General features: G+C 71.3%; 30 protein-coding genes. 15 read left to right on the plus strand and 15 right to left on the minus strand.

Annotated elements, in window-relative coordinates:
- Positions 1-38: 38 nt before the first annotated feature.
- Positions 39-713, minus strand: coding sequence for a DUF6758 family protein (locus ACN27F_RS13870; RefSeq protein WP_421440185.1), 675 nt, complete (start codon positions 711-713; stop codon positions 39-41).
- A gap of 144 nt (positions 714-857) precedes the next feature.
- Entirely contained in the window at positions 858-1487 is a 630-nt protein-coding gene (locus tag ACN27F_RS13875; RefSeq protein WP_421440187.1) for a TrmH family RNA methyltransferase, read from the minus strand.
- Between the two features lie 703 nt (positions 1488-2190).
- Here ACN27F_RS13875 and trxA point away from each other — a divergent pair.
- Entirely contained in the window at positions 2191-2553 is a 363-nt protein-coding gene (trxA, locus tag ACN27F_RS13880) for a thioredoxin (protein ID WP_421433814.1), read from the plus strand.
- A gap of 48 nt (positions 2554-2601) precedes the next feature.
- Here the strand turns inward: trxA and ACN27F_RS13885 are convergent, their stop codons facing one another.
- Together ACN27F_RS13885 and ACN27F_RS13890 are read right to left on the minus strand one after the other, a co-directional pair.
- A complete protein-coding gene (locus ACN27F_RS13885) occupies positions 2602-3381 on the minus strand; it encodes a sugar phosphate isomerase/epimerase family protein (RefSeq protein WP_421440189.1) in 780 nt (259 codons plus the stop codon).
- Between the two features lie 115 nt (positions 3382-3496).
- A complete protein-coding gene (locus ACN27F_RS13890) occupies positions 3497-4669 on the minus strand; it encodes a Gfo/Idh/MocA family protein (RefSeq protein WP_421433815.1) in 1173 nt (390 codons plus the stop codon).
- 234 nt (positions 4670-4903) lie between these two features.
- Between ACN27F_RS13890 and ACN27F_RS13895 the strand changes: the two genes are divergently transcribed.
- The 4 genes from ACN27F_RS13895 to ACN27F_RS13910 are packed head-to-tail and all read left to right on the plus strand — an operon-like array spanning position 4904 to position 7817.
- The gene (locus ACN27F_RS13895; RefSeq protein WP_421433817.1) at positions 4904-5935 is read left to right on the plus strand and encodes a LacI family DNA-binding transcriptional regulator; all 1032 of its coding nucleotides are present in this window, start codon (positions 4904-4906) and stop codon (positions 5933-5935) included.
- A 58-nt stretch (positions 5936-5993) separates the two neighbouring features.
- A complete protein-coding gene (locus tag ACN27F_RS13900; RefSeq protein WP_421433818.1) occupies positions 5994-7049 on the plus strand; it encodes an Rv2578c family radical SAM protein in 1056 nt (351 codons plus the stop codon).
- Positions 7050-7074: 25 nt separating this feature from the next.
- Positions 7075-7527, plus strand: a complete 453-nt coding sequence (locus tag ACN27F_RS13905) for a CoA-binding protein (RefSeq protein WP_421433820.1) — start codon at positions 7075-7077, stop codon at positions 7525-7527.
- Positions 7434-7817, plus strand: a complete 384-nt coding sequence (locus ACN27F_RS13910; RefSeq protein ID WP_421433821.1) for a DUF4190 domain-containing protein — start codon at positions 7434-7436, stop codon at positions 7815-7817. The genes ACN27F_RS13905 and ACN27F_RS13910 overlap by 94 nt, the downstream gene beginning before the upstream one ends.
- A gap of 9 nt (positions 7818-7826) precedes the next feature.
- On the opposite strand, the gene ACN27F_RS13915 is transcribed toward ACN27F_RS13910, so the two are convergent.
- Positions 7827-8714 carry an SDR family NAD(P)-dependent oxidoreductase gene (locus ACN27F_RS13915; protein WP_421433822.1) on the minus strand — a complete coding sequence of 296 codons (888 nt, stop codon included), beginning with the start codon at positions 8712-8714 and terminating at the stop codon, positions 7827-7829.
- A gap of 119 nt (positions 8715-8833) precedes the next feature.
- Here ACN27F_RS13915 and ACN27F_RS13920 point away from each other — a divergent pair, with 119 nt between their 5' ends.
- The 3 genes from ACN27F_RS13920 to ACN27F_RS13930 all read left to right on the plus strand — a co-directional run bounded on the left by ACN27F_RS13920 (position 8834) and on the right by ACN27F_RS13930 (position 10775).
- Positions 8834-9385 carry a DUF4190 domain-containing protein gene (locus tag ACN27F_RS13920; protein WP_421433823.1) on the plus strand — a complete coding sequence of 184 codons (552 nt, stop codon included), beginning with the start codon at positions 8834-8836 and terminating at the stop codon, positions 9383-9385.
- A 125-nt stretch (positions 9386-9510) separates the two neighbouring features.
- On the plus strand, positions 9511-9846 hold the full coding sequence (locus tag ACN27F_RS13925; RefSeq protein WP_421433824.1) for a DUF4190 domain-containing protein: 336 nt from the start codon (positions 9511-9513) through the stop codon (positions 9844-9846).
- Between the two features lie 62 nt (positions 9847-9908).
- The gene (locus ACN27F_RS13930; RefSeq protein WP_421433825.1) at positions 9909-10775 is read left to right on the plus strand and encodes an SDR family NAD(P)-dependent oxidoreductase; all 867 of its coding nucleotides are present in this window, start codon (positions 9909-9911) and stop codon (positions 10773-10775) included.
- Positions 10776-10810: 35 nt separating this feature from the next.
- Here the strand turns inward: ACN27F_RS13930 and ACN27F_RS13935 are convergent, their stop codons facing one another.
- On the minus strand, positions 10811-11776 hold the full coding sequence (locus ACN27F_RS13935) for a DMT family transporter (protein WP_421433826.1): 966 nt from the start codon (positions 11774-11776) through the stop codon (positions 10811-10813).
- Positions 11777-11872: 96 nt separating this feature from the next.
- Between ACN27F_RS13935 and ACN27F_RS13940 the strand changes: the two genes are divergently transcribed.
- The gene (locus ACN27F_RS13940; RefSeq protein WP_421433827.1) at positions 11873-12430 is read left to right on the plus strand and encodes a hypothetical protein; all 558 of its coding nucleotides are present in this window, start codon (positions 11873-11875) and stop codon (positions 12428-12430) included.
- Between the two features lie 136 nt (positions 12431-12566).
- Here the strand turns inward: ACN27F_RS13940 and ACN27F_RS13945 are convergent, their stop codons facing one another.
- Positions 12567-13439 (minus strand): PhzF family phenazine biosynthesis protein, encoded by an 873-nt coding sequence (locus ACN27F_RS13945; protein WP_421433828.1) that lies wholly within the window; start codon positions 13437-13439, stop codon positions 12567-12569.
- A gap of 32 nt (positions 13440-13471) precedes the next feature.
- On the opposite strand from ACN27F_RS13945, the gene ACN27F_RS13950 reads away from it, so the two are divergent.
- Genes ACN27F_RS13950 through ACN27F_RS13960 form a run of 3 tightly spaced genes read left to right on the plus strand, consistent with a single transcriptional unit; the run spans position 13472 to position 16515 of the window.
- The gene (locus tag ACN27F_RS13950) at positions 13472-14737 is read left to right on the plus strand and encodes a magnesium transporter MgtE N-terminal domain-containing protein (RefSeq protein WP_421433829.1); all 1266 of its coding nucleotides are present in this window, start codon (positions 13472-13474) and stop codon (positions 14735-14737) included.
- Entirely contained in the window at positions 14730-15329 is a 600-nt protein-coding gene (locus ACN27F_RS13955) for a DUF1003 domain-containing protein (RefSeq protein WP_421433830.1), read from the plus strand. Before ACN27F_RS13950 ends, ACN27F_RS13955 begins: the two co-directional genes overlap by 8 nt.
- A 40-nt stretch (positions 15330-15369) precedes the next feature.
- Complete coding sequence (locus ACN27F_RS13960) at positions 15370-16515, plus strand: Mrp/NBP35 family ATP-binding protein (RefSeq protein WP_421433831.1); 1146 nt, start codon at positions 15370-15372, stop codon at positions 16513-16515.
- A 29-nt stretch (positions 16516-16544) separates the two neighbouring features.
- On the opposite strand, the gene ACN27F_RS13965 is transcribed toward ACN27F_RS13960, so the two are convergent.
- The gene (locus ACN27F_RS13965; protein WP_421433833.1) at positions 16545-17054 is read right to left on the minus strand and encodes a preprotein translocase subunit TatB; all 510 of its coding nucleotides are present in this window, start codon (positions 17052-17054) and stop codon (positions 16545-16547) included.
- Between the two features lie 90 nt (positions 17055-17144).
- Positions 17145-18428: a S1C family serine protease gene (locus ACN27F_RS13970; RefSeq protein ID WP_421433834.1), complete on the minus strand. Its 1284-nt coding sequence runs from the start codon at positions 18426-18428 to the stop codon at positions 17145-17147.
- Between the two features lie 260 nt (positions 18429-18688).
- On the opposite strand from ACN27F_RS13970, the gene ACN27F_RS13975 reads away from it, so the two are divergent.
- Positions 18689-19288, plus strand: a complete 600-nt coding sequence (locus ACN27F_RS13975) for an O-methyltransferase (protein WP_421440191.1) — start codon at positions 18689-18691, stop codon at positions 19286-19288.
- 47 nt (positions 19289-19335) lie between these two features.
- Here ACN27F_RS13975 and ACN27F_RS13980 read toward each other — a convergent pair whose 3' ends face one another.
- Positions 19336-20826: a leucyl aminopeptidase family protein gene (locus ACN27F_RS13980; protein WP_421440193.1), complete on the minus strand. Its 1491-nt coding sequence runs from the start codon at positions 20824-20826 to the stop codon at positions 19336-19338.
- Between the two features lie 219 nt (positions 20827-21045).
- Entirely contained in the window at positions 21046-21213 is a 168-nt protein-coding gene (locus ACN27F_RS13985) for a DUF3117 domain-containing protein (RefSeq protein WP_007455245.1), read from the minus strand.
- Positions 21214-21403: 190 nt separating this feature from the next.
- Here ACN27F_RS13985 and ACN27F_RS13990 point away from each other — a divergent pair, with 190 nt between their 5' ends.
- Together ACN27F_RS13990 and ACN27F_RS13995 are read left to right on the plus strand one after the other, a co-directional pair.
- Positions 21404-22210: a PaaX family transcriptional regulator C-terminal domain-containing protein gene (locus ACN27F_RS13990; RefSeq protein ID WP_421433836.1), complete on the plus strand. Its 807-nt coding sequence runs from the start codon at positions 21404-21406 to the stop codon at positions 22208-22210.
- Positions 22211-22266: 56 nt separating this feature from the next.
- Positions 22267-23058, plus strand: coding sequence for an enoyl-CoA hydratase-related protein (locus tag ACN27F_RS13995; protein ID WP_421433838.1), 792 nt, complete (start codon positions 22267-22269; stop codon positions 23056-23058).
- Positions 23059-23068: 10 nt separating this feature from the next.
- On the opposite strand, the gene ACN27F_RS14000 is transcribed toward ACN27F_RS13995, so the two are convergent.
- Genes ACN27F_RS14000 through ACN27F_RS14015 form a run of 4 tightly spaced genes read right to left on the minus strand, consistent with a single transcriptional unit; the run spans position 23069 to position 25347 of the window.
- Positions 23069-23755 (minus strand): hypothetical protein, encoded by a 687-nt coding sequence (locus tag ACN27F_RS14000; RefSeq protein ID WP_421433840.1) that lies wholly within the window; start codon positions 23753-23755, stop codon positions 23069-23071.
- Positions 23756-23759: 4 nt separating this feature from the next.
- Positions 23760-24377 (minus strand): DNA-3-methyladenine glycosylase I, encoded by a 618-nt coding sequence (locus ACN27F_RS14005; protein WP_421433842.1) that lies wholly within the window; start codon positions 24375-24377, stop codon positions 23760-23762.
- Positions 24374-24859, minus strand: coding sequence for an SRPBCC family protein (locus ACN27F_RS14010; protein ID WP_421433844.1), 486 nt, complete (start codon positions 24857-24859; stop codon positions 24374-24376). Before ACN27F_RS14010 ends, ACN27F_RS14005 begins: the two co-directional genes overlap by 4 nt.
- Positions 24856-25347, minus strand: a complete 492-nt coding sequence (locus tag ACN27F_RS14015; protein ID WP_421433846.1) for a DivIVA domain-containing protein — start codon at positions 25345-25347, stop codon at positions 24856-24858. The genes ACN27F_RS14010 and ACN27F_RS14015 overlap by 4 nt, the downstream gene beginning before the upstream one ends.
- Positions 25348-25370: the final 23 nt, after the last annotated feature.

A 25370-nucleotide genomic window follows, 5' to 3' on the forward strand; every position in this document is an offset into this window, starting at 1 on the left:
CGTCCCGCAGTGGTGTAGTTGATCGTGGGAAAAGGTGTTCACGCTTTCCCGTGCAGGTACGGTGACGGCGCGCCGTACACCAGACCAGCGGGAACCTCCTCCGACAGGTCGTGCAGGGTGATTTCCTCCGCCAGCAGGTAGCCGGCGTTGGCCGGCCACGCGACCACGTACAGCCACAGCCCGCGGGCCTCGCCCGCGTACGCGCTGCGGTCCGGCTCGGCACCTACTGACCACAAGGGAGTGGGATGTCCGCCCGCGCGGACCTTGGCGTGCGGCCCTCTACCGGCGGGCTGGGCGCCAGCCAGCACACCCGCCAGCAGATCGCCGGGATCCGGTCCGGGTAGCCCCGCGAAGCGGGTGCCCAGTCCGATTCCTGGCTCCTCGGCCACCAGCACCAGGTCCGCCGGACCGCCGGAGACGGGCGCCGGGCCGCTCAACGCGGTGACCGTCGCCCGTACGGTGTCACGCTCCTCGCCCACCCAGCCGACACCGGTCAGGGTCCAACCGGGCGGCAGCGGCCAGAGAGCCCACAGTGGGACCGCGGTGGCGGGCGGTACGGCCTGCAACCGGCTCACCGTACTCACCACGATCTCCGGTCCGATGTGCTCGGCCACGTGCAGCGGCGGCACCGGACCGCAATTGTCGCAGCGCGACTCGGTGTGCATCAGATCCGGCGGCCGCATCGGACCGCCACAGCGGGGACAACTCACCATCACGCCCACGCCACCTACGTTGCTCGCCCCGTTGCTCACCGTCAAGCGAACCGGCTTTTTCGGTCATTGTTTCCTACCCGGAGCCGCCGTCCGGCCTGCCGATACCGGGGCGGGTGACCCTGGCCGAGGCACACCCCGCGCCACTCACCCGGCGTGCTCACCCGGCCGAGGCGCACCCGGCGGCGGGCCGGCGTGCACCCGGATCCACGCGTGCATCGCGATGCCGCTGGCCACGCCGGCATTGATCGATCGGGTCGAGCCATACTGCGCGATCGAACAAAGCAGGTCACAACCGGTGCGCGCCGCGGCGGACAACCCAGGGCCCTCCTGCCCGAACAGCAACACGCACCGGCGCGGCAGTTCGACGGTCTCGATCGGCCGGGACCCCGCGAGGTTGTCGATCCCGACCACCGGCAGCCGGGTCTCTCCGGCCCAGGCCAGCAGCGCCTCGATGCTGTCGTGGTGCCGGACGTGCTGGTACCGGTCGGTGACCATCGCGCCGCGGCGGTTCCACCGCCGCCGACCGACGATGTGCACCTGCGCGGCGAGGAAGGCGTTGGCGTTGCGCACCACGGTGCCGATGTTGAGATCGTGCTGCCAGTTCTCGATGGCGACGTGGAAGTCGTGCCGGCACCGGTCCAGGTCCGCGACGATCGCCTCCCGACGCCAGTAGCGGTAGCGGTCGACGACGTTGCGACGGTCGCCACCGGCGAGCAGCTCGGGGTCGTAGCGCGGATCGTCCGGCCACTTCCCCGGCCACGGACCGACCCCCACCGCCAGGACCGGGTCCGTCGCCTCAGCCGGTTCGCCTCGCCACTGCTCCACGTTCTGCAGAGGGTACGTCTCGCCGGGGGCGCGACTCGCCGGGACGCCGACTGCCTCCGGCGGCGGCCATGACCTGACAGCGCCGCAATGCGCCCAAAAAGCATCATTCAAGCCGCTAAGTGATGACGGGCGGGCACAGTGTGATACACCCTGCCGGTGTCCGCAATCAGGATCACGACAGTGCCCACCAACCACACGCCGATGCTATGACTCGCAGACAATGACCGCGGGTGCCGAATGCTCCGACGCACAAAGATCTGGGATGCGCACCCGGCCCCGGACGCAATGAACGGCGGGGCCCTCCCCGGCACCCGCCGTCCACGCTCTGATAGCTAAAGATTGTGCCGTACGCCACCACCCGACAGGAAGGGTGCGAGCCGAGACGGAAGTCACAGTTACCTTTTTGTTACAACACTCTGAGTAATCAATCTCTCGATCACCCGTACTCGCAAACCGGGCCGTTTGCCCTTGTCACGCACTCACTCATCGATTCACGCCAGCCCTACCAGGGTAAACGGCTGGAAGCGCTCCCATCACCCGACGTAGCAGCTCGGGGACGTGTTTCGGGGTGGATCGATCGGGAATGCGGGAGCGCGCCAGACGGTTCGCTCCAGTAGGCACGACGCCCCAACTCTGGTGATCGGAGACAGCGATGGCAACCGTTGAGCTAACCGCGCAGAACTTTGACGAAGTCACGTCCGGTGATGGCATCGTGCTGGTCGACTTCTGGGCAAGCTGGTGCGGGCCATGCGTACGGTTCGCTCCGGTCTACGAACGCTCGTCGCAGAAGCACACCGACATCGCGTTCGGCAAAGTGGACACCGAGGCGCAACAGGAACTGGCCGCGAAGTTCGACATCAGGTCGATCCCCACCATCATGGCGGTACGTGACGGCATCGTCGTCTTCGCACAACCGGGCGCGCTGCCCGAGTCCGCGTTGGAGTCGCTGATCGAGCAGGTGCGAGCGCTCGACATGGACGACGTACGCAAGCAGCTCGCCGCCCAACGGCACTGAGCCTTTGGCACGGCACTGACCAGTGCCGCGGGTGATGTCGTCGGCGAGTCAGCGCTCGCCGACGGCCGCCCGGTATCCAGCGATCGCGGCGTGCAGCACCTCGCCGCCCGGCTTGTCCCACACCTGCTGGTGAAACACCTCGACCTCGATCGGACCGCGGTAGCCGGTGCCGTCGACGGCATCGGCGAACCTGCCGAGCTCGATGCAGCCGGCGCCGGGCAGGCCCCTGCCCAGCAGAACCCCGGCCGGCAACGGTGTGACCCAGTCGGCGAGTTGGAAGCAGGCCAGGCGACCGGTGCGGCCGGCCCGTCGCACCTGCGCCCACACCTGGTCGTCCCACCAGACGTGATAGGTGTCGACCACCACGCCGACCGCTTCCGGCGGGTACGGCTCGGCCAGATCCAGCGCCTGGCCGAGACTGGCCACCACGCACCGGTCCGCGCAGAACATCGGGTGCAGCGGCTCGATCGCCAGCGTCACCCCGGCGTCCAACGCGTGCGGCACCAGGCGACCGATCGACGCGCCGACCCGGGCCCTGGCGGCGTCGATGTCCCGTCCGGTCCGCCCCGACGTCTGCGGCGGCAGCCCGCCGGAGACGAGAACCAGGACCGACGCACCGAGTTCGAACGCCTCGTCGATGGCTCGGCGGTTGTCGTCGTACCAGTTGTCCGCTTCGAAGAAGCCGCCGCGGCACAGCGAGGTGACCGACAGGCCGGCACCGCGTACCAGCGCGGCCGTCTTGCCGAGGCCGTAGGCCTCGACTTCCTCCCGCCACAGCCCGATGCCTCGCACCCCAGCCGCGACGCAACCCGCGACCATCTCCTCCATCGGCCAGTACCTGGTCGTGGCCACGTTGAGGGAGAACCGTGGCGGCGCCGGGCCGTCGGCGCCGACTCCCGCCGCGATGCCGGCGAACGGGTCACTCACCGCAGCGCCCGCCGCGTCACTCACCGGACAACTCCGGGATCTCGATCCGCCGGCCCTCACGCGCGGACCGCAGCCCGAGCTCGGCCAACTGCACCCCGCGTGCGCCGGCCCAAAGATCCCAGCTGTACGGGGTGTCCTGCGCGACATGGCGCAGAAAGAGCTCCCACTGGGCTTTGAACCCGTTGTCGAACTCCTCGTTGTCCGGCACCGTCTGCCACTGCGCCCGGAACTGCTCGGTCACCGGCAGGTCCGGATTCCACACCGGCTTGGGGGTGGTGGACCGGTGCTGGACCCGGCAGTCACGCAGCCCGGCGACGGCGCTGCCCTCGGTGCCGTCGACCTGGAACTCGACCAGCTCGTCCCGGTACACCCGGACCGCCCAGGAGGAGTTGATCTGCGCGATGACCCGGCCACCGTCCGGACCGGGCCGGTCGATCTCGAAGATGCCGTACGCGGCGTCGTCCGCGGTCGCGTCGTACGGCTCACCGGCTTCGTCCCACCGCCGGTCGATGTGCGTCGCGGTCTGTGCGGTCACCGCCGCCACCCGCCCGAAGATCTGCTCCAGCACGTAGTGCCAGTGCGGGAACATGTCGACGGTGATCCCGCCGCCGTCGTCGGCCCGGTAGTTCCACGATGGGCGCTGCGCCGGCTGCCAGTCACCCTCGAACACCCAGTAGCCGAACTCACCTCGTACGGAGAGGATGCGGCCGAAGAACCCGCCTTTGACCAACCGGTCGAGCTTGCGCAGCCCGGGCAGGAAGAGCTTGTCCTGGACCACCCCGTGCTTGATGCCGGCGGCGTCGGCGAGCCGGGCCAGGTCGACGGCGCCCGCAAGGTCCTCGGCGGTCGGCTTCTCGGTATAGATGTGCTTGCCGGCATCGATCGCCAGCCGCAGTGCCTTCTCCCGCTGCGCGGTGACTTGCGCATCGAAATATACCTGTATGTCCGGCCGGGCCAGCGCGGCGGCGAGGTCCGTGGTCCAATCAGTCAGGCCATGCCGCTCGGCGAGTTCGCGCAGCTTGCTCTGGTTGCGGCCGACCAGCACCAGTTCTGGCCACAGCCGGGTGCCGTCGTCCAGCGGCAGTCCACCCTGGTCACGGATGGCGAGCAGGGACCGGACCAGGTGCTGTCGGTAACCCATCCGTCCGGTGACGCCGTTGAGCACGATCCCGATCGTGGTGCGGGCCATGCCTCGCCTCCTTGTAGTGCGGGTGTCTGGTGGTGGGGAGCAAGTCAGGCAAGCGCTTTCCCGGCTACCGTAGTGGCCATCCACGACCTCCGGCAAGGGCTTTCCACTCCTTGGCGGGGCGTCACGCTATCCTCACCGCAGGCATTCGGGACCGCCGGCGGGTAGCGATCGCGGTCCAGCTGGACACCACCGATCCGGACGGGGTCACCGGCCGGGCCGGGAGAGGAGCGGTTCGTGGCCACCCTGGCAGACGTCGCGAAACGCGCCGGTGTCTCACCGGCCACCGCCTCACGGATCATCAATGGCAGCAGCAAGCCGGTCACCGAGGCACTGCGGGAACGGGTGCTGGCCGCCGTCGAGGAACTGCAGTACGTGCCGAACGCCCATGCCCAGTCGCTGGCCCGGTCCAACCGCAGCGCGATCGGTGTCATCGTGCACGACGTATCCGACCCGTACTTCGCCGAAATCACCCGCGGCCTGCAGCGGGTGGCCACCGAGCACGGTCGACTGGTGATCATCTGCAACAGCTACCGCGACCCGGACAAGGAACTCCAGTACGTCGAACTGCTGCGGGCCCACCAGGTGGCGGCGATCATCCTCGCCGGCTCCGGCTACCACGACGAGACCTTCACCGCGCTGCTGGAGAGCAAACTGCGGGTGTACGAACGCACCGGTGGCCGGGTCGCGGTCATCGGCCGTCACGAACACGCCGGTGACGCCGTCGTGCCGGACAACGAGATGGGCGGCTACCTGCTCGGTGCCGAGCTCTACTCGCTGGGGCACACCAGTTTCGGGGTGGTGGCCGGGCCGAAGGTGCTCACCACCACCACCGACCGGCTGACCGGGCTGCGCCGGGCCGCCCGTGAACACGGGCAGAAGTTGCCGGCACGGCGGATCGCGTACGCCGATTTCGACCGATCCAGCGGTGCGGCCGCTGCCGCCAACCTGCTGGACTCGGAGCCTGGCCTGACCGCCATCGCGGCGCTCAACGACTCGATGGCGATCGGCGTGCTGGCGCTGCTGCGCTCACGCGGAATTCAGGTGCCGGAGCAGTTCAGCGTGGTCGGTTTCGACGACATGCCGGTCGCCCGCGACGTCACGCCGGCGCTCACCACGATCCGGTTGCCACTGGCCGAGATGGGTGCCCGAGCGATGACGCTGGCGCTGCAGCCGGCGACGAACCACGGGACCTCGCTGGTCGAGGAGGTCGGCGCCGAACTGGTCCGCAGGGACAGCGCCGGCCCGCCCGGCCCGGCGGGTCGCTAGCCCGCGCCACGGCCGCACGGGCTTGCCAACCGATCGCACATGTGTTCGAATCAGAGTCATGCGTTGGGACACCCTGTCGGCTCCCCACGACGAGGTGTCCCCCGACGGGGCAACGCCAGCGGCTCCACCCCTGCCGCTGGCGTTGCCCCGAGCAACCCGGCGCACCTTCGACACTCCCGGGTTCGCCGGGATGACGTTCTACGAGATCCACGCGAAGTCGATCATCAACCGGGTGCCCGGCTCGGCCCGGGTGCCGTTCGAGTGGACGATCAACCCGTACCGTGGCTGTAGCCATGCCTGCTCGTACTGCTTCGCCCGCCACACCCATACGTACCTCGACCTCGACGCCGGCCGTGACTTCGACACGAAGATCGTGGTCAAGGTCAACGCGGCGCGATTGCTACGCCGCGAACTGGGCGCGCCGAGTTGGTCCGGTGCGCCCATCGCGATGGGCACCAACGTCGACTGCTATCAACGGGCCGAAGGACGCTACCGCCTGATGCCACCGATCATCGACGCGCTCGGGGCCGCCGCCAACCCGTTCTCCATCCTCACCAAGGGCACGCTGATCCTGCGCGACCTGCTACCGCTGCGGCGGGCCGCCGAGGTCACCCGGGTCAGCCTGGCGGTCTCCGTGGGTTTCGTCGACGAGTCGCTGTGGCGTGCCGTGGAATCCGGCACGCCGAGTCCGGCCCGCCGGCTCGACGCGGTACGCGCCCTGTCCGACGCGGGATTCGCGGTCGGGGTCCTGATGGCGCCGATACTGCCCGGGCTGACCGATGACGAGAAGTCGATCGACAGCACCGTGTCGGCCATCGCCCACGCCGGAGCGGCGAGCATCACCCCGCTACCGCTGCACCTGCGGCCCGGTGCCCGTGAGTGGTACGCCGCCTGGCTCAGCCGGACGTTCCCTCACCTGGTGCCGCGATACCGATCGCTGTTCCGCTCCGGTTCCTATCTCCCGCAGGCCTACCAGCGGGAGGTCACCGCGCGGGTACGCTCGGCCGCCCACCGACACGGGCTCGCCGCCGCCGGCCCCGGCACCGCCCGTGGCGACGGCGCGTCGTCCAGCGTGGCCGGCCGACCGCCGGTCGAGCAGCTCGCCCTCCTGTGACCGGACGACGCACTACGCTCGCAGGGTGAGAAGTCCGCAGCAGATCCTGGCCGGTGCGCACACGATCGCGGTGGTCGGCGCCTCCCGTGATCCGGCCAAGCCCGCACACAGTGTGCCGGCGCAACTCGTCCGATACGGCTGGCGGGTGGTCCCGGTCAACCCGTTCGTCGACGAGCTCTTCGGCGAACCGGCCTACCCCAGCCTGACGGATCTGCCGATGCCGGTGGATCTGGTCAACGTGTTCCGTCCGACGCCGGAGGCGGTCGCGGTGGTTCGCCAAGCGGTCCAGATCGGCGCGCCGGCGATCTGGCTGCAAAGTGGCATCACGTCCGACGAGGCCCGCAGGATCGCCGCCGCCGCCGGCATCGACTACGTGGCGGACCGTTGCATCGCCGTCGAGCGTTCGCTCGGCGGCCTCACCCGGGGACGGCCCGACCGGGACGACCAGGAATGCTCCGACCGAGACGGAAGGACCTGACGATGAGCTACCCGAATCCGCCACAGCCGGGCTACCCGCCGCCACCACCGCCGCGCGGTACGAACGTGATGGCGATCCTTTCGTTGGTGTTCGCGTTCGTCTTCGCACCCGCCGGCATCGTCCTCGGCCACCTCGCCAAACGCCAGATCCAGCAGACCGGCGAGGACGGCGCGCCGCTGGCCCAGTGGGGATTGATCCTCAGCTATGTCTTCACCGGCCTGGCCTTGCTGGCCTGCTGCGGCGGATTCGCGGCGATCCTGTGGGGTGCTGGCCAGGGTGCGACGTCGTAGCCGCCCCGCTCAGCGGTACTGGGCCTCCCGGACACTGTTGCCGCCGTCCACGACGAGCATCTGGCCGGTGATGTACGAGGCGGCCGGGGAGCAGAAGAAGGCCACGGCAGCCGCCACCTCGTCCGGCGCACCGGGCCGGCCGATCGGCGTACCCATGCCCTGCTTGAGCTCGGTCACAGTGGAGGCCGCGGTGTAGATCGTGCCGGGCGCCACCGCGTTGACGGTGACCCCGTCCGCCACCATCTCCATTGCCAGCGCCCGGGTCAGTCCGACCACTCCGGCCTTTGCCGCGGCGTAGCCGGCCTCGGTCGGCAACGCGTTCACCGGGCCGGCGGTGGCCGCCAGATTGACGATCCGACCCCAGCCTCGCTCGGCCATCCCGCCGATGAACGCCCGGCTGCACAGGAATGCGGTGGTCAGGTTCCGATCGATCTCGGCACGCCACTCGTCGAAGGTGAGCTGCGCGACCGGCCGGAGTACCTCGGGACTGGCCCGGCTGGCCAGCCCTGCGTTGTTGACCAGCACCTCGACGTCGCCAAGCTGCTCGGTGATGGCATCGGCCAACGCGGCGACCTCCGCCTCGTCGGTCAGGTCCGCGACGAACCCGGTGGCCTCGAGTTCGGTGGCGCGCTCGTGGATCCGTCGGGTGGTGGAGACGATCGCCACTCGGGCACCGAGCTGCCCGAGCCGGCGGGCCGTCGCGTACCCGATCCCGTCCGAGCTGCCGGCACCGGTCACCAGTGCGACCCGACCGTCCAGGCGCAGGCTGTCCGGGGCCGACACGCTGGTGGCGGCCGGTTTGTCCGGCCGGTCCAGCCCGGCAACAGCGGGGGGCCCGCCGGAAGGCAGGTGGTGTTCGGCCCCGGCGAGGGCTACCGCACGTGCGTCAATACCCATGCGCTGATCCTGCCTGTTGGCGCCAGGACGGGCAACGACGCGCCGGGGTCCGGCGCTGTCCGTCAACCCACTACCCTGTTCCCGCAAACCAGTGTCCGACGCCAACGGAAAGACCCCCGATGAGCCAGCCCTACCAGCCCGGCAACTGGAACGATCCCTCCTGGCCGAGCCAGCAGCCCTTCGGCAGCCCTGATCCGGCCGGTTCGATCAGCGGACAGCCGTCATCTCCGGGCGGTTACCCGGCCGGCGTTGGCAGTCCCCCGGCCGAGATCCCCGGGCTGCCGCCGGGCTATCCGGCCGCCAGCCATCCCGGCGGCGGGTATCCGGCCACCGGCTACCCCCCGCCGGGGTATCCGACCGGTTATCCCTACCCGGTCGCGCCGCCCGTCCCGATGAACGGGCGGGCGATCGCCGCGCTGGTCCTCGGCGTCATCGGCATCCTCGGGCTCTGTGCGTACCTCGCGCCGGGCACGATCGGCATCGTCGGTGCGCTTCTCGGCCACTCGGCGAAGCGCCAGATCCGGGCCGCCGCCGCGCAGGGCCGGCCCGAGCAGGGCGACGGGTTGGCGCTGGCCGGGATCATCACCGGCTGGATCGCGTTCGGCATCGGGCTGGTGGGGTCGATCGCGATCGGCATCGCGATCGCGGTCAGCATCAGTCAGGGCAGTTGAGTGGCGCCGCCACTGGTCGGCCCTGCCGCCACGGATCTCCGCTGCCGCGGCCAGCTCGGTGGCCGCTACCAGCTCGGGGTCGCTACCAGCCAGCGAATGACTCAGATCCGACAGGGAGAACTGGCATGACCGGCCCTGACCCGAACGGCATCATCGTCGGCTACCCAGGTGGGTACGCCGGCTACGCCCCGCCACAGACGACCAACAACATGGCACTCGCCTCGTTCATCGTCTCACTGGTCAGCCTGTTCAGCTGCCCGCTGATCGGCGCGGTGTCGATCTACCTGGGTCGGCGTGCCCGCGACGAAATCCGTCGCTCCGGCGAGCAGGGCGACGGGTTGGCCCAGGCCGGCGTGATCATCGGCTGGTGCGGCGTCGGTCTGGCCATCCTCACCGTGCTGCTGATGGTGGTGTACTTCACTTTCTTCCTCGTCGTCATGGGCAGCAACGCGACAGGTTAGCCGGGACTGACGGCGGCTCGGACGGGGCGGACCGCCGACGGGTCAAGCGGTAACCTCGCCCGATGGATCATGAGAACGGTCCGGTGGACGGCCGTGCCACCCCGCGGCTGGCGGTGATCACCGGGGCCAGTTCCGGTATCGGCCTGGCCGCGGCGATCGCCCTGGCCCGGCGGGACGTACCGGTGGTGCTCGTCGGCCGGCACGTCGAGCGGCTGGCCGCCGCGGCGGCCGAGGTCCGCGAATCCAGCGGTACGACGCCAGCCACGTACCGGGCCGACTTCGCGGTCCTCGACGAGGTCCGCGCCCTCGCCGGACAACTGCGGGCCGCGTACCCCCACATCGACGTGCTGGCGAACAACGCCGGTGCCATCGCGTTGCGGCCGGTCGTCACCGTCGACGGATTCGAGCTTTCCATCCAGACCAACCACCTGGCCCCGTTCCTGCTCACGAACCTGTTGCTGGACCGGATCCGGCGGGTGGTCACCACGGCGTCCGCGGCACACCGCTTCGGCGCCGTCGATCCGGCCGACCTCAACGCGCAGCTCGGCGGGGGTGGGCCCAGCCGTTACCGCCGGATGCGCGCGTACGGCACGAGCAAACAGGCCAACATCTTGTTCGCGGCGGAGCTGGCCCGGCGCCACCCGACGGTCACGTCGGTGTCGTTCCACCCCGGGGCGGTGCGGACCCGGTTCGCCACCGACCACCCGCTGGTGGCGTGGGGGATGCGGGTCGCTCCCCTGCTGCGCAGTCCGCAGCAGGGTGCGCAGACGCTGGTGTGGCTGGCGCAGGAGGCACCGACCCGGCTCGTCAACGGCGGCTACTACGCGGACCGCAAGCTGCGCCGGCCCTGGGCATGGGCGGCCGATCAGCAGTTGGCGGGCGCGCTGTGGGCGGCCAGCGCGCGGGCGGTCGGTCTGGCCGAAGGCTGAATCCTCCCGGGGCGCGGCTCCGCCGGCTCCAGGTGCTACACCGCCTCCGGCGGGCCTGCCTCCGGCGGCACGGGTGGGGTACGGACCCGGGTACCGCCGAGCACGACGACCGCGACACCGGCGAGCAGCAGGCCGAGTCCGGGCAGGGCGGCGGGCCGTGGCACCTGGCCGAGCCACAGCCAGGCGATCAGCGCGGCCCCGGGCACTTCCAGCAGAATGAGTACGCTGACCGTGGTGGCCGGGATCTTGTGCAGGGCGTAGCTGAACATCGAGTGACCGAGCAACTGCGCCCCGACCACCAGGCCCAGCACGGCCAGCCAGGTGCTGGCCGAAAAGCCGACCAGCGGGACACCGGCGGACAGACACACACCGAGCAGCACCACCGCGCAGGTGCCGTAACAGATCGTGGTGTACGTGGTGGTGCTGATCGTTCGCCGGGCGTACTCGCCGATGGCGGTGTAGATCGCGGCGAACACCGCCCCGGCGAGCGCCAGCAGGTCGCCGACGACGGCTCGGGCGTCGAATCCGATGTCCGCCCCGGTGGCGAGCGCCGCGCCGGCCACCGCCAACACGATGCCCGCCCAGGTGAGGGCCGGCAACCGTCGTCCCTGTCCGAGTGCGATCAAGCCCTGCCAGACCGGCTGGGTGGCGACCAGCGCGGTGGCGGTGGCGACGGAGGTCAGTTGCGCGCTGGGCATCCAGGTGCCGAAGTGCGCGGCCAGTGCGGCCCCGGCGAGCACACACCAGCCGGCCTGGCGGCGGCCCGCGCCGTTGGCTGACAGCAACCGCAACTCGGACCGGCGGCGGACCAGCACGAACGGCACGACCGTGCCGGTGGCCAGCAGGTTTCGCCAGAAGGCGACCGCGAGCGCGGGCGCTGCGGCAAAGGCGATCAAGGGCGCGGAGGTGGAAACGGCCAGTACGGCGACGGCCGCGGCACCGGTGGCGAGCACCTCGGCTCGGCCGGCGCGGCCTGGGGCGGGCTGGTCACCGAAAGACACGGGGTCTGATCCTCACAGATCCGCCGGACAGCCGTACAGGCAGCGCCGGCCGAGCGCGTCCGACAGGATCCGGCGTCCGTCCGGCAGGATGGCAGGATGCCCGACGAGTCCGCCGTGCCCTCCGCCGGTCACCGCAGCACGACCAACGATCACGCCACGACGCCCGAGCAGCCGTTGATCGACGAAGCCGTCAGAAAGGCGGCGGTCGCCTGGATCTCCGTGGCCGGGGCTGCGGCCCGAGCCGTGTGGTGTCTGCCGGCAGATGGCGCGCTGTACGTGGTCACCGGCCCGCATGAACAACCGGCTGACGGGCTCGAACCCGGCGTACCGGCGACGGTCACGCTGCGCGGCGACCACGGCGGACAGATCGTGACCTGGCCGGCCGCGGTGAGCCGGGTCGAGCCGGACAGCGCCGAATGGGAGTCGGTGGCCCCGCAGGTCGCCGGTAAGCGGCTGAACACCCCGGACAGCCTGCCCGACCTGGTCCGACGGTGGGCGACGGAATGCCGATTGTTCCGGCTGGCACCGGTTGGCACCGTGCTCGCCGCCGGCCCGACGCTGCCCGACGGATCGCTGGCCGCCCCACCCCGCCCGGCCACCGTCACCCGGGCGACCCGCCGGCCGTTCCGGCTGCACCGGGTCCGCCGCCGCTGACCAGCACCGGGTCCGCCGCCACTGACCAGCACGGGGTTCACCGCCCACTTGAGCGCCACGGGGGCACAGGCACGGGGCACGGGGCGGATCCCGGGCGGGACGGGACGGATTGTGGCGGGTGGCGGGCCAGCCGCGGTCAGCCGACGAACGGCGGGACCGCGATCTGCCCGGTCGCGATGGGCACCACCTCGCCGGTGACGGTGGCGGCCCGGGCCCGACCGCCGAGGGCGGTGACGGTGCAGTCCAGGCGGGACGGCCGGTGCAGCTGCGCGCCCTGTCGGACCGTGTACCGGGACTGACCGTTGGCTGGCAGCAGGCCGCTGGCCACCGCCCACAGTCCGAGCCCGAGCGCGGCCGAACCGGTCGCCGGATCCTCGACCACCCCGGCGCCGGGGCAGAACACCCGGGCGTGTGCGCCCGGGCCGTCCGGCTCCCAGGCGAAGACGCTGATCAGCTGCACACCGGCCCGCAGCGCCGCCGCCGGGTCCAGCACCGCCTGGGCCACTGCTTCGGTGCGTACGCACAGGTAGTCGAACTCCAGGCCACAGCCGGCGCGGCGCGGTGGCGGTCCGGTGTGCTCAGCCGGCCCCAGCCCGACCGCCGCCAGCAGCGGCGCGGCGTCCACCGGTGGTCCGACCACCGGCTCCCCGCCGGTGAGCGTCGCGTGTCCGTGCTCGGACAGCCGGACCGGCAGTAGCCCGGCGCCGCACTCCTGCACCAGGTCACCAGGGCGCACGAGGCCCCGGCGGGCCGCGACGACCGCGGCACCGATGCTCGGATGCCCGGCGAACGCCAGCTCCCGCTCGGGTGTGAAGATCCTCACCCGGTAGCTGGCTCCGGCGGCGTCGGCGGGCAGCAGGAACACGGTCTCCGACAGGTTGAATTCACGGGCGAGCGCCTGCAGCTGGTCGGTGGCGAGCTGTTCGGCACCGATGACCACGGCAAGTGGATTACCGGCGAAGGGCCGGTCGGTGAACACGTCGACGATCTCGTAGCCGAGGCTGGACATGCCGAGAACCTTACGGCCCGTACGCTGTGGCGGTGACTACGGCGACCAGGGTGTACATCGCCCGGCTCGCCGGGCTCGCCGTCTTCGACCCCAACGGCGACCAGGTCGGGCGGATCCGGGACGCGGTGGTACGGCTACGTACCACCAACCGGCCGCCCCAGGTGGTCGGCCTGGTGGCGGAGATGCCGATGCGCCGGCGGATCTTCCTCCCGATGGGCCGGGTGACCGTCATCGACCCGGAGGCGGTGCTGCTCGGCACCGGCACGCTCAACCTTCGGCGGTTCGAGAAGCGGCCGAACGAGCTGCTGGTGCTGGAGGATCTGCTGGACCGGCGGGTCCGGGTGGATCCCGGCGACCAGCCCGGCACAGTGGTGGACGTGGCGATGGAGATCAACCGGACGGGTGAGTGGTCGCTGACCCGGGTGGCGGTCCGGGAAGCGACCGGTCGGCTCACCCGGCGCGGCCACGTCCACCAGCTCGACTGGCACCGGGTACGCGGCTTGATCGGGCTGCCGGACACCCAGGGCACGGCCGGGCTGCTCGCCGTACTCGACCAGATGCGGGCGGCGGACCTGGCCAACGCGCTGCAGGAGATGCCGGGCAGCCGTCGGCAGGAGATCGCCGCCGCGCTCGACGACGAGCGGCTCGCCGACGTGCTGGAGGAACTGCCGGAAAGCGACCAGGTGGCGATTCTCACCGCGCTGGACCGGGAACGCGCCGCCGACGTGCTGGAGGAGATGGATCCGGACGACGCCGCCGACCTGCTCGCCGAACTGCCGCCGCCGGAACAGGATGTGCTGCTGGACCTGATGCAACCGGAGGAAGCCGACTCGGTGCGTCAACTGCTGCAGTACCAACCAGGTACGGCCGGTAGCGTGATGACCTCCGAACCGGTCATCCTGACCCCGGACGCCACCGTCGCCGAGGCACTGGCCCGGATCCGGGAGCCGCAGCTGCCGCCGGCGGTGGCCGCGCAGGTCTTCGTGGCCCGGGCACCGATGGCCACGCCGACCGGTAAGTACCTGGGCGTGGTGCACTTCCAGCGGCTGCTACGGGAGCCGCCGGCGGAACTGCTCGGCGGGGTGGTGGACAACGGTATCGACCCGCTGCAGCCGGAGACACCACTGCTGGAGATCACCCAGCGGATGGCCACCTACGACCTGGTGGCGATGCCGGTGGTCGACGCGGCCAACCGGCTGGTCGGCGCGGTGACCGTCGACGATGTGCTGGACCACTCGTTGCCGCCGGACTGGCGCGACCGGGACAACCCGCTGGAGGGAGGCGCCACCCATGGCTGAGCACCGCCGGGCCGCCCGGCTCGACCAACCCCGCGAGCCGTCCCGGATCTCCCTGCCCCGCTACGATCCAGAGACGTTCGGGCAGTGGGCGGAGGCGATCGCCCGCTTCATGGGCACCGCCCGGTTCCTCGTCTACATGACCGTGGTGGTGCTCGGCTGGATCGGCTGGAACACGCTGGCCCCGGCCGACCTGCGGTTCGATCCGTACACGTTCACTTTCCTCACCCTGATGCTGTCCGTGCAGGCGTCGTATGCGGCACCGCTGATCCTGCTGGCGCAGAATCGACAGGCCGACCGGGACCGGGTCTCGCTGGAGGAGGACCGACGGCGGGCCGAGATGCAGAAGGCCGACACCGAGTATCTGGCCCGGGAGATCGCCTCGTTGCGGGTGTCGATGGGTGAGGTCGCCACCCGGGATTTCCTGCGGTCGGAGTTGGGCCGGCTCGCCGAGGAACTGGACGAACAGGCGCTGCGCCGGCACCGCCTGCAACGGCGGACGGCCGACGAGTCCTTCCCCGAAGACGGCGACCGGCGCGGCGAAACCGCCGGTGAACGGCGTGGCCAGGCCGACCGCCGGCGGCAGCAGCAGTGAGTGGTGAAGGCAGCAGCTGATCCGACGTAACATGGCGGGCATGTCCGCACCGACCAGCACCCTCACCGAGGCTGTCACCGCCGCCCTGGCCACGGTCGACGACCCGGAGATCCGCCGGCCCATCACCGAGCTCGGCATGGTCCGGTCGACCACGGTGACCGAGAGCGGCCAGGTACGGGTCGAACTCCTGCTGACCGTCGCAGGCTGCCCGCTCAAGGACAAGCTGCGCGGTGACATCACCGCCGCGGTGACCCGGGTGCCCGGCGTCACCGGGGTGGAGATCGAGTTCGGAGTGATGAGCGCGCAACAGCGCAAGTCGTTGCAGGAGCAGTTGCGCGGCGGTGGCGGCGCCGAACCGGTGATCCCGTTCGCCCAGCCCGGCTCCCGGACCCGGGTGTACGCGGTGGCCAGCGGCAAGGGTGGGGTCGGCAAGTCCAGCGTGACGGTCAACCTGGCCGCTGCGCTGGCCGCCCACGGCCTCGCCGTCGGCGTGATCGACGCGGACATCTACGGGCATTCGGTGCCCCGGATGCTCGGCGCGGACGGCAAGCCGACCCGGGTCGAGGAAATGATCATGCCGCCGCAGGCGCACGGGGTGAAGGTCATCTCGATCGGGATGTTCACCGCCGGCAACGCCGCCGTGGTGTGGCGCGGTCCGATGCTGCACCGGGCGCTGCAGCAGTTCCTCGCCGACGTCTACTGGGGTGACCTCGACGTCCTGCTGCTGGATCTGCCGCCGGGCACCGGTGACGTGGCGATCTCGTTGGCGCAACTGTTGCCCAACGCCGAGATTCTGGTCGTGACCACGCCGCAGGCCGCCGCCGCCGAGGTGGCGGAGCGGGCCGGCGCGATCGCGTTGCAGACCCACCAGCGGCTGGTCGGGGTGGTGGAGAACATGTCCTGGCTGCAGCTGCCGACCGGGGAACGGATGGAGATCTTCGGCGCGGGCGGCGGTCGGACGGTCGCGGAGTCACTGACCCGGACGGTCGGCGCACAGGTGCCACTTCTGGGGCAGATCCCACTGGACACCCGGGTCCGGGAGACCGGTGACGGCGGCACCCCGATCGTGCTGGCCGAGCCGGACGCACCGGCGGCCAGGGCGCTCAGCGCGGTGGCCGACCGGCTGGCGGTACGCCGTGAGTCGCTGCTCGGCAAGCCGCTCGGTCTGCGCCCGGCCGACCGCTGACCACCGACCACGGCTCCGGTGTGCCGGAGTCAGGTGGCGTCTATCACGGCGGCGCCGGAGCCCGTGGCACCCGCCGAACCTGCCGAACCTGCCGAACCTGCGGCACCGGCCGCGCCGGCGCCCCCGGTGGCCGTACCGGCGGTGGCCGGGCCGTTCGCGGCGACCGGCTTCGCCGCCGCGGTCGCCTTGGTCCCTGACCGCAGGTCCGCCGCGGCCGCGACGTCGCGCAGTTCGTCCTGTACCCCGCCGACGTCCTTGCGCAGGTCGTCGTACACCCCTTGCAGCGGCTTGCGCAGCGCGGCCTCGTCTTCCTCGCTGAGCAGGTGCTTGCGGATGAACGCCTTCGGGTGCAGGTCCTCGAGCTGGATGTCGGTGCCGAGTTCACGGCTGAGGTCGGAGGTGGCGTTGCGGGCCATGTTGCGCAGGTTACGGACCATGCGCAGACCGTCGGAGATCACCTGTGGCAACCGGTCACCGAAAATCAGCAACGCGAGCAGCAGGAGCAGACCGAACTCCCACCCGTTCAGGTTGTCGAACATGCCGGGGCCTCCCTGTGCTGCCGTCGAAGGCAAGGGTACGCACGTCGACGGCCGGTCCGGGAGGGCCGACCGGGTGTTAGTTGTCGCGGGCTACTTGGCGTCGGCGGCCAGGGTGACCGAGGCGGAGCGGGTTTCGGTCCCTCGGCGGTACTCCACGGTCACCACCGAGCCCGGGGCGTACTTGCGAACCAGGGCGATCAGGTCGGTCGCCTGGTCCAGCGGCCGGCCGTCGAGCCGCAGCACCACGTCCCCGGCCTGAAGTCCGGCCGCGGCGGCGGGGCCGTCGACGACCACGTCGGTGAGCCGGACCCCGGCCCCGGGGCTGCGGGCGGCGTCGGACACCTGGGCGCCGAAAACGGTACGCCGGGCCTTGCCGGTGTCGATGATCTCCTGGGTTATCCGCTTCGCATGGTTGATCGGAATGGCGAAGGCGAGACCGATGTTGCCGGCGGTCTCCTCGTCCGTCGCCAGCGACTTGATCACCGAATTGACCCCGATGACCCGTCCCGCACCGTCCACCAACGGACCGCCCGAGTTGCCCTGGTTGACCGCCGCGTCGGTCTGGATGGCCGCGTAGTAACGCAGCTGCCCACCCGGCTCGCCGGCCTGGATGGTCCGGTCGATCGCGCTGACGATTCCGGACGTCACGGTGTTGGTCAGGGCCAGCGGGGAGCCGAAGGCGAGGACCGGATCGCCGACCGCGATCGCGTCGGAGTCGCCGAACTCGACCGGGATCAGTCCACTGCGATCGACCTTGATCACCGCGATGTCGGACTCGGGTTCCTGGCCGACGACCGTGGCGCGGGCCGTGGTGCCGTCGCTGAACAACACCGTCGCCTGCTCCGCGCCCACACCGACCACGTGGTCGTTGGTGATCACGTACCCGTCGGCAGTCGCCACGAAGCCGGATCCCACGCTCTGCCCGCCCCCGTTGCTGACCTGCACGGTGACCACGCTCGGCAGCACCCGTTGAACCACTGCGGCAAAGGAGTCGGCGGGCCGGTTGGCCAGCACCGGCGGGTCGAGCGGTGCCCCACCGAGAACCGTGGTGCCGGCACCACCGCCGCGTACCGCGAACGCGAACCCGAGCGCCCCGCCGAGGCTGCCGGCGAGCAACGCCGTGATCATCGAAACCAGCACGATCGGGGTCAGCCCGCGGTGAGGCACCGCATCCGGATCGGTAACCGGCTCGGGGACGCCGCCGTCGCCGACCGGCGACGGCGCGTGGACCACCACGGCCGCCGGGGCGTGCGGGTCGCGCCACGGATCCCGCAACGCGTCAGACCACCAGGGCGATGCCGCCGTCGGGTGGTACGGTCGCGGCCCCGGCGTCGTGCTCCCGTCAGCTTGACGCCAGTTCCCGCCGTCGGTCACGGTTGCCTCCCAGTCCATCCCCCAGCGCGACGGCGCCACCCCGATCGGCGACGTCGCTCCGCGTCCAGGATTGCACGGATAATCGAGGAACATTCAGTGGTCGCCGGAGGGTGGCCGGCAGCGGTGCCCGGCCCACCGGCCGCACGCAGGGGATCTAGTCTCGTACCGGCAACCGCCAACGCCCGACCCCCTGCTGGAGGTGCGCCATCACCCCGGTCACCCGACCCGCTGCCGCGGCGACGCCGCAGATCCTCCAGTTCATCGCCGGCTACGCGGCAGAAGACCTGGTCCTGCGGACCGCCCGCAGCCTCGCCGAGGAGGTCGGCCTGCGTGCCGTGACCCCGGACGCCGGTGCCACGCTGCGGCTGCTCGCCGCCGCCGGCAACGCCCGCGCGGTGGTCGAGATCGGCACCGGGACCGGCGTCAGCGGTGTCTGGCTGCTGCGCGGGATGCGTTCCGACGGCGTGCTGACCACGATCGACGTGGAGAACGAGCATCAGCGGATGGCCCGGCGGATCTTCGTCGAGGCCGGCTTCGCCGCCTCGCGTACCCGGATCATCACCGGCCGTGCGCTGGACGTGCTGCCCCGACTGGCGGATTCCGCGTACGACATGGTGTTCGTCGACGGCGACAGCGCGGAGTTCGGCGCGATCGTCGACGCGGCGCTGCGGCTGCTGCGGCCGGGCGGCATCCTGGCGATCAACGGTGCGCTCGCCGATGGTCGGATCGGTGATCCGGCCGCGCGAGATGTCGAAACGGTCACCATCCGCGAATTGGTCAAAGCAATCCGGGAAGCGGACGAATGGGTGCCAGCGCTGCTGCCGGCGGGTGACGGACTGCTCGCCGCCGTCCGCCGCTGACCGGCCGGCCAGTCGGAAAGCCCGGTGACGTCCGGTTCGCGACCAGCTCATGCGGGCCGGTCGAGGGAGGCCAGCCAGCGCAGCAGCGTCCGCACCCCCCAGCCGGTGGCGCCCTTGACCAACTCCGCGTGTTCCTCGTCGGACCAGGCCGGTGCGGACATGTCGTAGTGCGCCCAGCGGGTCCGCAGTTCACCGGTGAACTCCCGCAGGTACAGCGCGGCCACCACGGAACCCGCTCCCCGGTCCGGAGCGCTGAACAGGTCGGCCAGATCGCTGCCCAGATATTCGGCGTAGTCGGTGGCCAGCGGCATCCGCCAGGCGTTCTCACCGGCGGCCGCCGAAGCGGCCAGCAGGTCGGCGGCGAGCGCGCCGTTGTCGCTGTACAGGGCGGCGGTACGCCGCCCGAGCGCGATCGCGTTCGCACCGGTCAGAGTCGCCAGGTCGATGAGATAGTCCGGCCGCAACCGACTGGCCGCGTAGGCGATGACGTCGGCCAGCACCAGTCGGCCCTCGGCGTCGGAGTTGGTGGTCTCGCTGGTCAGGCCGCCATAGTGGCGGACGACATCACCCGGCCGGAAGGCTGATCCGCTGACCATGTTCTCGGCGAGCGGGATGAGCACGGTCAGCCGGACCGGCAGGTCGAGCGCGGCGGCCCCGATGGCGGTAGCGGCCACCGCCGCCGCACCGCCCATGTCCTTGCGCATCAGCCGCATCCCGTCCACCGGCTTGATCGAGACGCCGCCGGTGTCGAAGGTGATGCCCTTGCCGGCCAGCACGACGTGCCGGCGGGGTCGCGGCGGCGACCAGTCGATCTCGACCAGGCAGGGTGGCGCAGCCGAACCGCCGCCGACGGCGAGCAACCCGCCGAAACCCTCGGCGGCGAGTTCGGCCGGGCCGCGCACGGTGACGGTGAGCCCCGCAAGGCCCGCCGCCGCGGCGGTGATCTGCTCAGCCATCCAGGCCGGGGTCTTGATCGAGGACGGCATGTTCGTCAGGTCGCGCGCCAGGCAGGTCGCCGACGCGGTGACCGCCGCCTGCCGCAGGGCTTGCTGCCACGACGCCCGCTCGGCGGGGTCGGCCGGGGCCGCGAGCAGCACAGGCACGTCGGCGTCGGTACGGGCGCCGGGGCCCGGATCGAGGCCGGCACGGGCGACGGTGGACAGGCCGGCACGGGCGACGGTGAAGCGGTAACCGGCGAGCGCGCAACCTTCGGCGAACCCGCGCACCGCAGCCGGACCGGCGGTGGGCTCGATGGCGACCACACACGGCGGGTCGGGCACCTCGCCACCGGCAACGTCCTGGCGCAGGGTCCGGCCGGTGGCGGCCCCGGCCGCCCGCCAGCCGGCCTCGTCGCCAGTGCCGACACCGACCATGAGCACCTGGTACGGGGCGTGTAGCGGCTGACGCAGGACGGTCACCTCGCCGGCGCGCCCGGTGTGGCCGGACCGGTCGAGCAACGCCGCGGCCGAAGCGGTCACCGCCACCGGGTCGCCGTCGACGCGCAGTTGCGGGGGCAGCGGCGCCGGTGCGGCCCGCACGGTACCGGTAGCCGGTTCGACCGGCAGTACGACGGTGCCGGCGGACGTGGCGTCCACCAGCAGACGGATGGCGAACACGCCGGGGATACCTCCAGAGACGGAATGACTGTCTGCCCACGGCGTACCAAGTCCGCCGACCCGGCGGGGACCGGATCGGCGGACTCGTCAACCGTCGCTATGTCGGCCCGTGGACCAGTGCTGTCCGTGGGCCCGGCTCGATCAGCCTGCGGCGGCTTTCAGCGCATCACCGAGCGCGTTGGCTTCGTCGGGCGTCATCTCGACGACGAGTCGACCACCACCCTCCAGCGGAACCCGCATGACGATGCCCCGGCCCTCCTTGGTGACCTCCAGCGGACCGTCGCCCGTCCGCGGCTTCATCGCCGCCATGTTGTCTCCCCTCAGACTTGCCCCAGGGCCGCTGGGGTGTGCCCCAGCCACCTCGTCAGTCTCACCGCGTGCCACTGCCACGGTGCCGACCAACGATTTTCCCTGATGAACACCGCCGGACCCAAACTGAGCCCACAAAGCTGTGACAGCATCTAGCTTATCTTGAACCGGGCTGTCACAATGTGCGGTCATGCAGGCACGGTCGGCTCTCTTCGACCTGTTCGGCGACCACCTCCGCCCGCGGGGTGGTCGCGCACCCGTTGCTGCGCTGGTCAAACTCCTCGCCCCGCTCGGCATCGCGCCTCCGGCGGTGCGTACCGCAGTGTCCCGGATGGTCCGACAGGGATGGCTGCATCCGCTGCGATTGTCTGCTGGGCCAGGCTATCTATTGAGCCCGAAAGCCGCCCGAAGATTGGACGAAGCCGCCGCCCGGATCTACCGCACCGGCAGAATGTCCTGGGACGGCAAATTCGATCTGCTGGTACTCGATGCGCCGGGCGCACGCCGGGAACGGCAACGCCTGTGCGCGAACCTCAGCTATCTCGGTTACGGGATGCTCGACGAACACACCTGGGTCGCCCCTCGGTCCGCCCACGAAGTGGACGGCCTGCTGGCCGACCACGGCGTACGCTTCGAGCGGTTCTCGGCGGCGCACGCCGCCGGCACCCCGGGTGCCGCCGCGCTGGTCCGGCGGGCCTGGGACCTGGCCGAGATCGGTCAGGCGTACGAGCGGTTCGTCGCCGAGCAGCGCCCGCTGCTCAGCAAGGTGACCGTACGCAGCAGTGACGAAGACGCGTACGCCGCCCGTTTCCGGCTGGTGCACGCCTGGCGGGGATTCCTGTTCCGGGATCCGCAACTACCGCCGGCGTTGCTGCCGGAACGCTGGCCGGGCACCAGCGCCGCCACCTTCTTCGACCGGCACGCCGCCCGGTTGCGCCCGGCCGCCGACCGCTTCGTCGAGGACTGCCTGGAGAACAGCCAACGACCGGGCGGCTGACGGGCGAGGTGGACAACGAGGGAACCGCTGAAGGCCGAAGGAAAGGTGTCTGTCCCGTGACCGAACCATTGCTCGTCGAACGTACCGGTGCCGTGGTGACGCTGACCCTGCACCGCCCCGAGTCACTGAACTCGCTCGATGTGGCGTTGAAGGAGGCGTTGCGCGAGACCCTGACCGAGCTGGAAACCGACCAGGGTTGTCGCGCGGTGGTGCTCGCCGGTGCCGGCCGGGCCTTCTGCGTCGGGCAGGACCTGCGGGAACACGCCGAGATCCTGGAGTCGGGCACCCGCGACCCGCTGGCCACCGTACGAGCGCATTACAACCCGATCGCCACCCGGTTGGCCGGCCTGCCCAAGCCGGTGATCGCTGCCGTCCGGGGCAGCGCCGCCGGTGCCGGCGCCTCGCTGGCCATGCTCGCCGACTTCCGGATCGGCGGTCCGGGCACCAGCTTCTTGATGGCCTTCGCGAACGTAGGGCTGGCAGCGGACACCGGGGCGGCCTGGAGCCTGCCCCGGCTGGTCGGCTATCCCAAGGCGGTCGAGTTGCTGTTGCTGGCCGAGCCGGTACGCGCCGCCGAGGCACACCGGATCGGGCTGCTGCACCGGCTCGTCGACGACGACGAACAGGTCCTGCCCGCAGCGCAGGAACTCGCCGCCCGGTTGGCAGCCGGGCCGACCGTGGCGTACGGGGCGATCAAGCGGGCGCTGGCCGCCGGTGCCTCCGGCAGCCTGGCCGACGCCCTCGCCGCCGAAGCCCACGCGCAGGCGGTCTGCGGTGTCACCGCCGATCACCGGCAGGCGACCGCCGCCTTCGTCGCCAAGCAACGGCCGGTCTTCGAGGGCCGCTGAGCGCACGGGATCAGTCGTCCTCTTCCGGGTCCTGGTTGGCTTCGACGCCGAGCACGAACGCCTGCATGGCCAACTCGTCGCCCGGCGGGTAGACGAAGGCGGGCAGTTCACGCGGACCGAGCTCACGCACGTACGACCAGAACAACCGGACCGCCTCGGCCGCGGTCGGCGCCTCGATCGGCAGGTCGAGGCTGACCAGCCAGGTCCGCCGGTCGCCGAGCGGAGCGAGCCGACCGGCGAGCGCCCGGTAGACGGCCGGCTCGATCGGGGTCACCGACCCGGTGAGGACCAACTCCTCGGCCGGCACCGGTTCGTCGAAGGCCCGGCAGACGTAGTGGACGACCAGCGGCTCGGGCTCCCCGGCCGGGGTCTCGCCGCCCTCTGCCGTGCCGGTCTCGGTGCCGTCGGTCTCGGTGCCGTCGGTCTCGGTGCCGTCGGTCTCGGTGCCCGCGCCGGCGGTGCCGATGCGGCCGGTGGCGACCACGAACGGCCGGTCGCCACCGGTCACCACCAGTACCGGAGCACCGAACGGCGGGCGTGGCCCACCGTCGACCCCGGTCAGTTCCAGGGTGTCGTGATGGAACAGCCGCTCCGCCTCGTAGCGCGAGGCCGGGATCACCACCGCCCAGGCACCGGTGTCGGGTTGGACCGCGCCGGTCGCGGCCGGTCGCCTGTCGAGCTGGCTGACGTCCTGCATACCGCTATCTCATCACGGCCACGGCCGGTGACGGGCCGGGTGGTGGGTAGGACGGCGGCGGCACGTGGCAGCCGGCGAGATGGTCGTCGACCATGCCAGTCGCCTGCATCAACGCGTATGCCGTGGTCGGGCCGACGAAGCGGAAACCGTACCGCTTGAGCGTCTTGGCCATCGCCGTGGACTCGGCGCTCGTCGCCGGCACCTCGGCCGTCGTGCGCGGCCGCCCGGTGCGCGGCGGCGGGGCGAACGACCACAGCAGGTCCGTAAGGCCTGCGGGCAGGGCCGTGACGGCGCGCGCGTTGGCGATCGCGGCCTCGATCTTCGCCCGGTTGCGCACGATTCCGGCGTCGGCCAGCAGCCGGGCCAGGTCGGCGCTGCCGTAGCCGGCGACCTTCTCGACCTGGAAGTCGTCGAAGGCGACGCGGAACGCCGGACGCTTACGCAGGATCGTCAGCCAGGACAGACCGGACTGGAACGCCTCCAGGGTCAGCCGCTCGTACAGCGCGTCGTCGCCCCGCACCGGCCGACCCCATTCCTGGTCGTGGTACTGGCGGTATTCGGGCGAGCCCGCGCCCCACGCGCACCGGGCCAGCCCGTCCGCGCCGGTCTGCAGCCCGCTCACGGCAGGGCTCCGGTCTCGACCAGCCGGCCGAACTTCTTCAGTGCCTGGGTCAGGCTCACCTTGGACCCGGGCCACAGCAGCGGCCAGGCCACCCGGCCGGCCACCCCGCCGGGCAGGTGGAACCACTCGTGCCAGACGACCTGCGTACGGTCGTGGTCCATCTGCGTGCAGCGCAGCACCCCCGGACCGCGCAGCAGGGTGCCGCAGTGCACCACCCGGACCTCGTACGGTGCGTCGAGGCGGACCACCCGCATCTCGTCACGCAGCGCGACCGGCCCGACCGAGGTGACCGCGACCACGAGGCTCCCCTCGCCGCCGTCCCCGGAAACCACCTTGACCTCGGTGAACGGGATCCACTCGGACTGCCGTTCCCAGCAGGTGAACGCGGCGAAGACCCGCTCCGCCGGGGCCTGGACGATCACTGTCGCGGTCACCTCGCCGGCGCCGGGCGTCGCGGTGCCGGCGTCCTCGGGCGTACTCATCCGGCAGTGCCACCAGGGCCAGCCGTGTCGGCTCCGTCGACTCCGTCGTGCGCGGCGGCCAGAACCACCACCGGGGCGTCCGCCGCCGATCCGTCCATGGCCGGGCTAGGTTCCTCCGCCGCCGTGGCGACGAGCGCCGCGTCGCGGGCGCGGCGCAGCACGTCGGCGTCTTCCATCCGGCCGTCGCGCAACGCCGTGACCTCCGCCTGGAGCACCTCGATCAGCTCGTCCTTGTACCCGATGTCGTACGCCGCACGACGCAACGCCTGATCCACCTGGGCCATTCGGTAGCCGCGCAGCGCGGTGTCGAACCGTACCCGGCTGACGTCCTGCTCCAGCAGCGGCCGGGTACCGGGCAGCGGCGCCGCCCGTCCGTCCGGTTCGGCCGGCACGAGCCCGGGGTCGTTCCCCGTGACGAGGACGGCGACCCCGAAGACGACCGCGGCGACCGTCAACGCGGCGACCAGAACGAGGAGAAACTGATCCATGACCCGAATCGTGGCACGCACCG

This window comes from Solwaraspora sp. WMMB335 (genome assembly GCF_049179075.1).
GTDB lineage: Bacteria > Actinomycetota > Actinomycetes > Mycobacteriales > Micromonosporaceae > Micromonospora_E.

Coding starts and splice junctions, on each gene's coding strand:
- ACN27F_RS13990 (WP_421433836.1), top strand. CDS start 21,404: ATGCAGGCACGGTCGGCTCTCTTCGACCTGTTCGGCGACCACCTCCGC.
- ACN27F_RS13960 (WP_421433831.1), top strand. CDS start 15,370: ATGTCCGCACCGACCAGCACCCTCACCGAGGCTGTCACCGCCGCCCTG.
- ACN27F_RS13955 (WP_421433830.1), top strand. CDS start 14,730: ATGGCTGAGCACCGCCGGGCCGCCCGGCTCGACCAACCCCGCGAGCCG.
- ACN27F_RS13900 (WP_421433818.1), top strand. CDS start 5,994: ATGCGTTGGGACACCCTGTCGGCTCCCCACGACGAGGTGTCCCCCGAC.
- ACN27F_RS13940 (WP_421433827.1), top strand. CDS start 11,873: ATGCCCGACGAGTCCGCCGTGCCCTCCGCCGGTCACCGCAGCACGACC.
- ACN27F_RS13870 (WP_421440185.1), bottom strand. CDS start 713: ATGGTGAGTTGTCCCCGCTGTGGCGGTCCGATGCGGCCGCCGGATCTG.
- ACN27F_RS14015 (WP_421433846.1), bottom strand. CDS start 25,347: ATGGATCAGTTTCTCCTCGTTCTGGTCGCCGCGTTGACGGTCGCCGCG.
- ACN27F_RS13925 (WP_421433824.1), top strand. CDS start 9,511: ATGACCGGCCCTGACCCGAACGGCATCATCGTCGGCTACCCAGGTGGG.
- ACN27F_RS13915 (WP_421433822.1), bottom strand. CDS start 8,714: ATGGGTATTGACGCACGTGCGGTAGCCCTCGCCGGGGCCGAACACCAC.
- ACN27F_RS14000 (WP_421433840.1), bottom strand. CDS start 23,755: ATGCAGGACGTCAGCCAGCTCGACAGGCGACCGGCCGCGACCGGCGCG.
- ACN27F_RS13930 (WP_421433825.1), top strand. CDS start 9,909: ATGGATCATGAGAACGGTCCGGTGGACGGCCGTGCCACCCCGCGGCTG.
- ACN27F_RS13945 (WP_421433828.1), bottom strand. CDS start 13,439: ATGTCCAGCCTCGGCTACGAGATCGTCGACGTGTTCACCGACCGGCCC.
- trxA (WP_421433814.1), top strand. CDS start 2,191: ATGGCAACCGTTGAGCTAACCGCGCAGAACTTTGACGAAGTCACGTCC.
- ACN27F_RS13885 (WP_421440189.1), bottom strand. CDS start 3,381: ATGGAGGAGATGGTCGCGGGTTGCGTCGCGGCTGGGGTGCGAGGCATC.
- ACN27F_RS13920 (WP_421433823.1), top strand. CDS start 8,834: ATGAGCCAGCCCTACCAGCCCGGCAACTGGAACGATCCCTCCTGGCCG.
- ACN27F_RS14010 (WP_421433844.1), bottom strand. CDS start 24,859: ATGAGTACGCCCGAGGACGCCGGCACCGCGACGCCCGGCGCCGGCGAG.
- ACN27F_RS13890 (WP_421433815.1), bottom strand. CDS start 4,669: ATGGCCCGCACCACGATCGGGATCGTGCTCAACGGCGTCACCGGACGG.
- ACN27F_RS13985 (WP_007455245.1), bottom strand. CDS start 21,213: ATGGCGGCGATGAAGCCGCGGACGGGCGACGGTCCGCTGGAGGTCACC.
- ACN27F_RS13965 (WP_421433833.1), bottom strand. CDS start 17,054: ATGTTCGACAACCTGAACGGGTGGGAGTTCGGTCTGCTCCTGCTGCTC.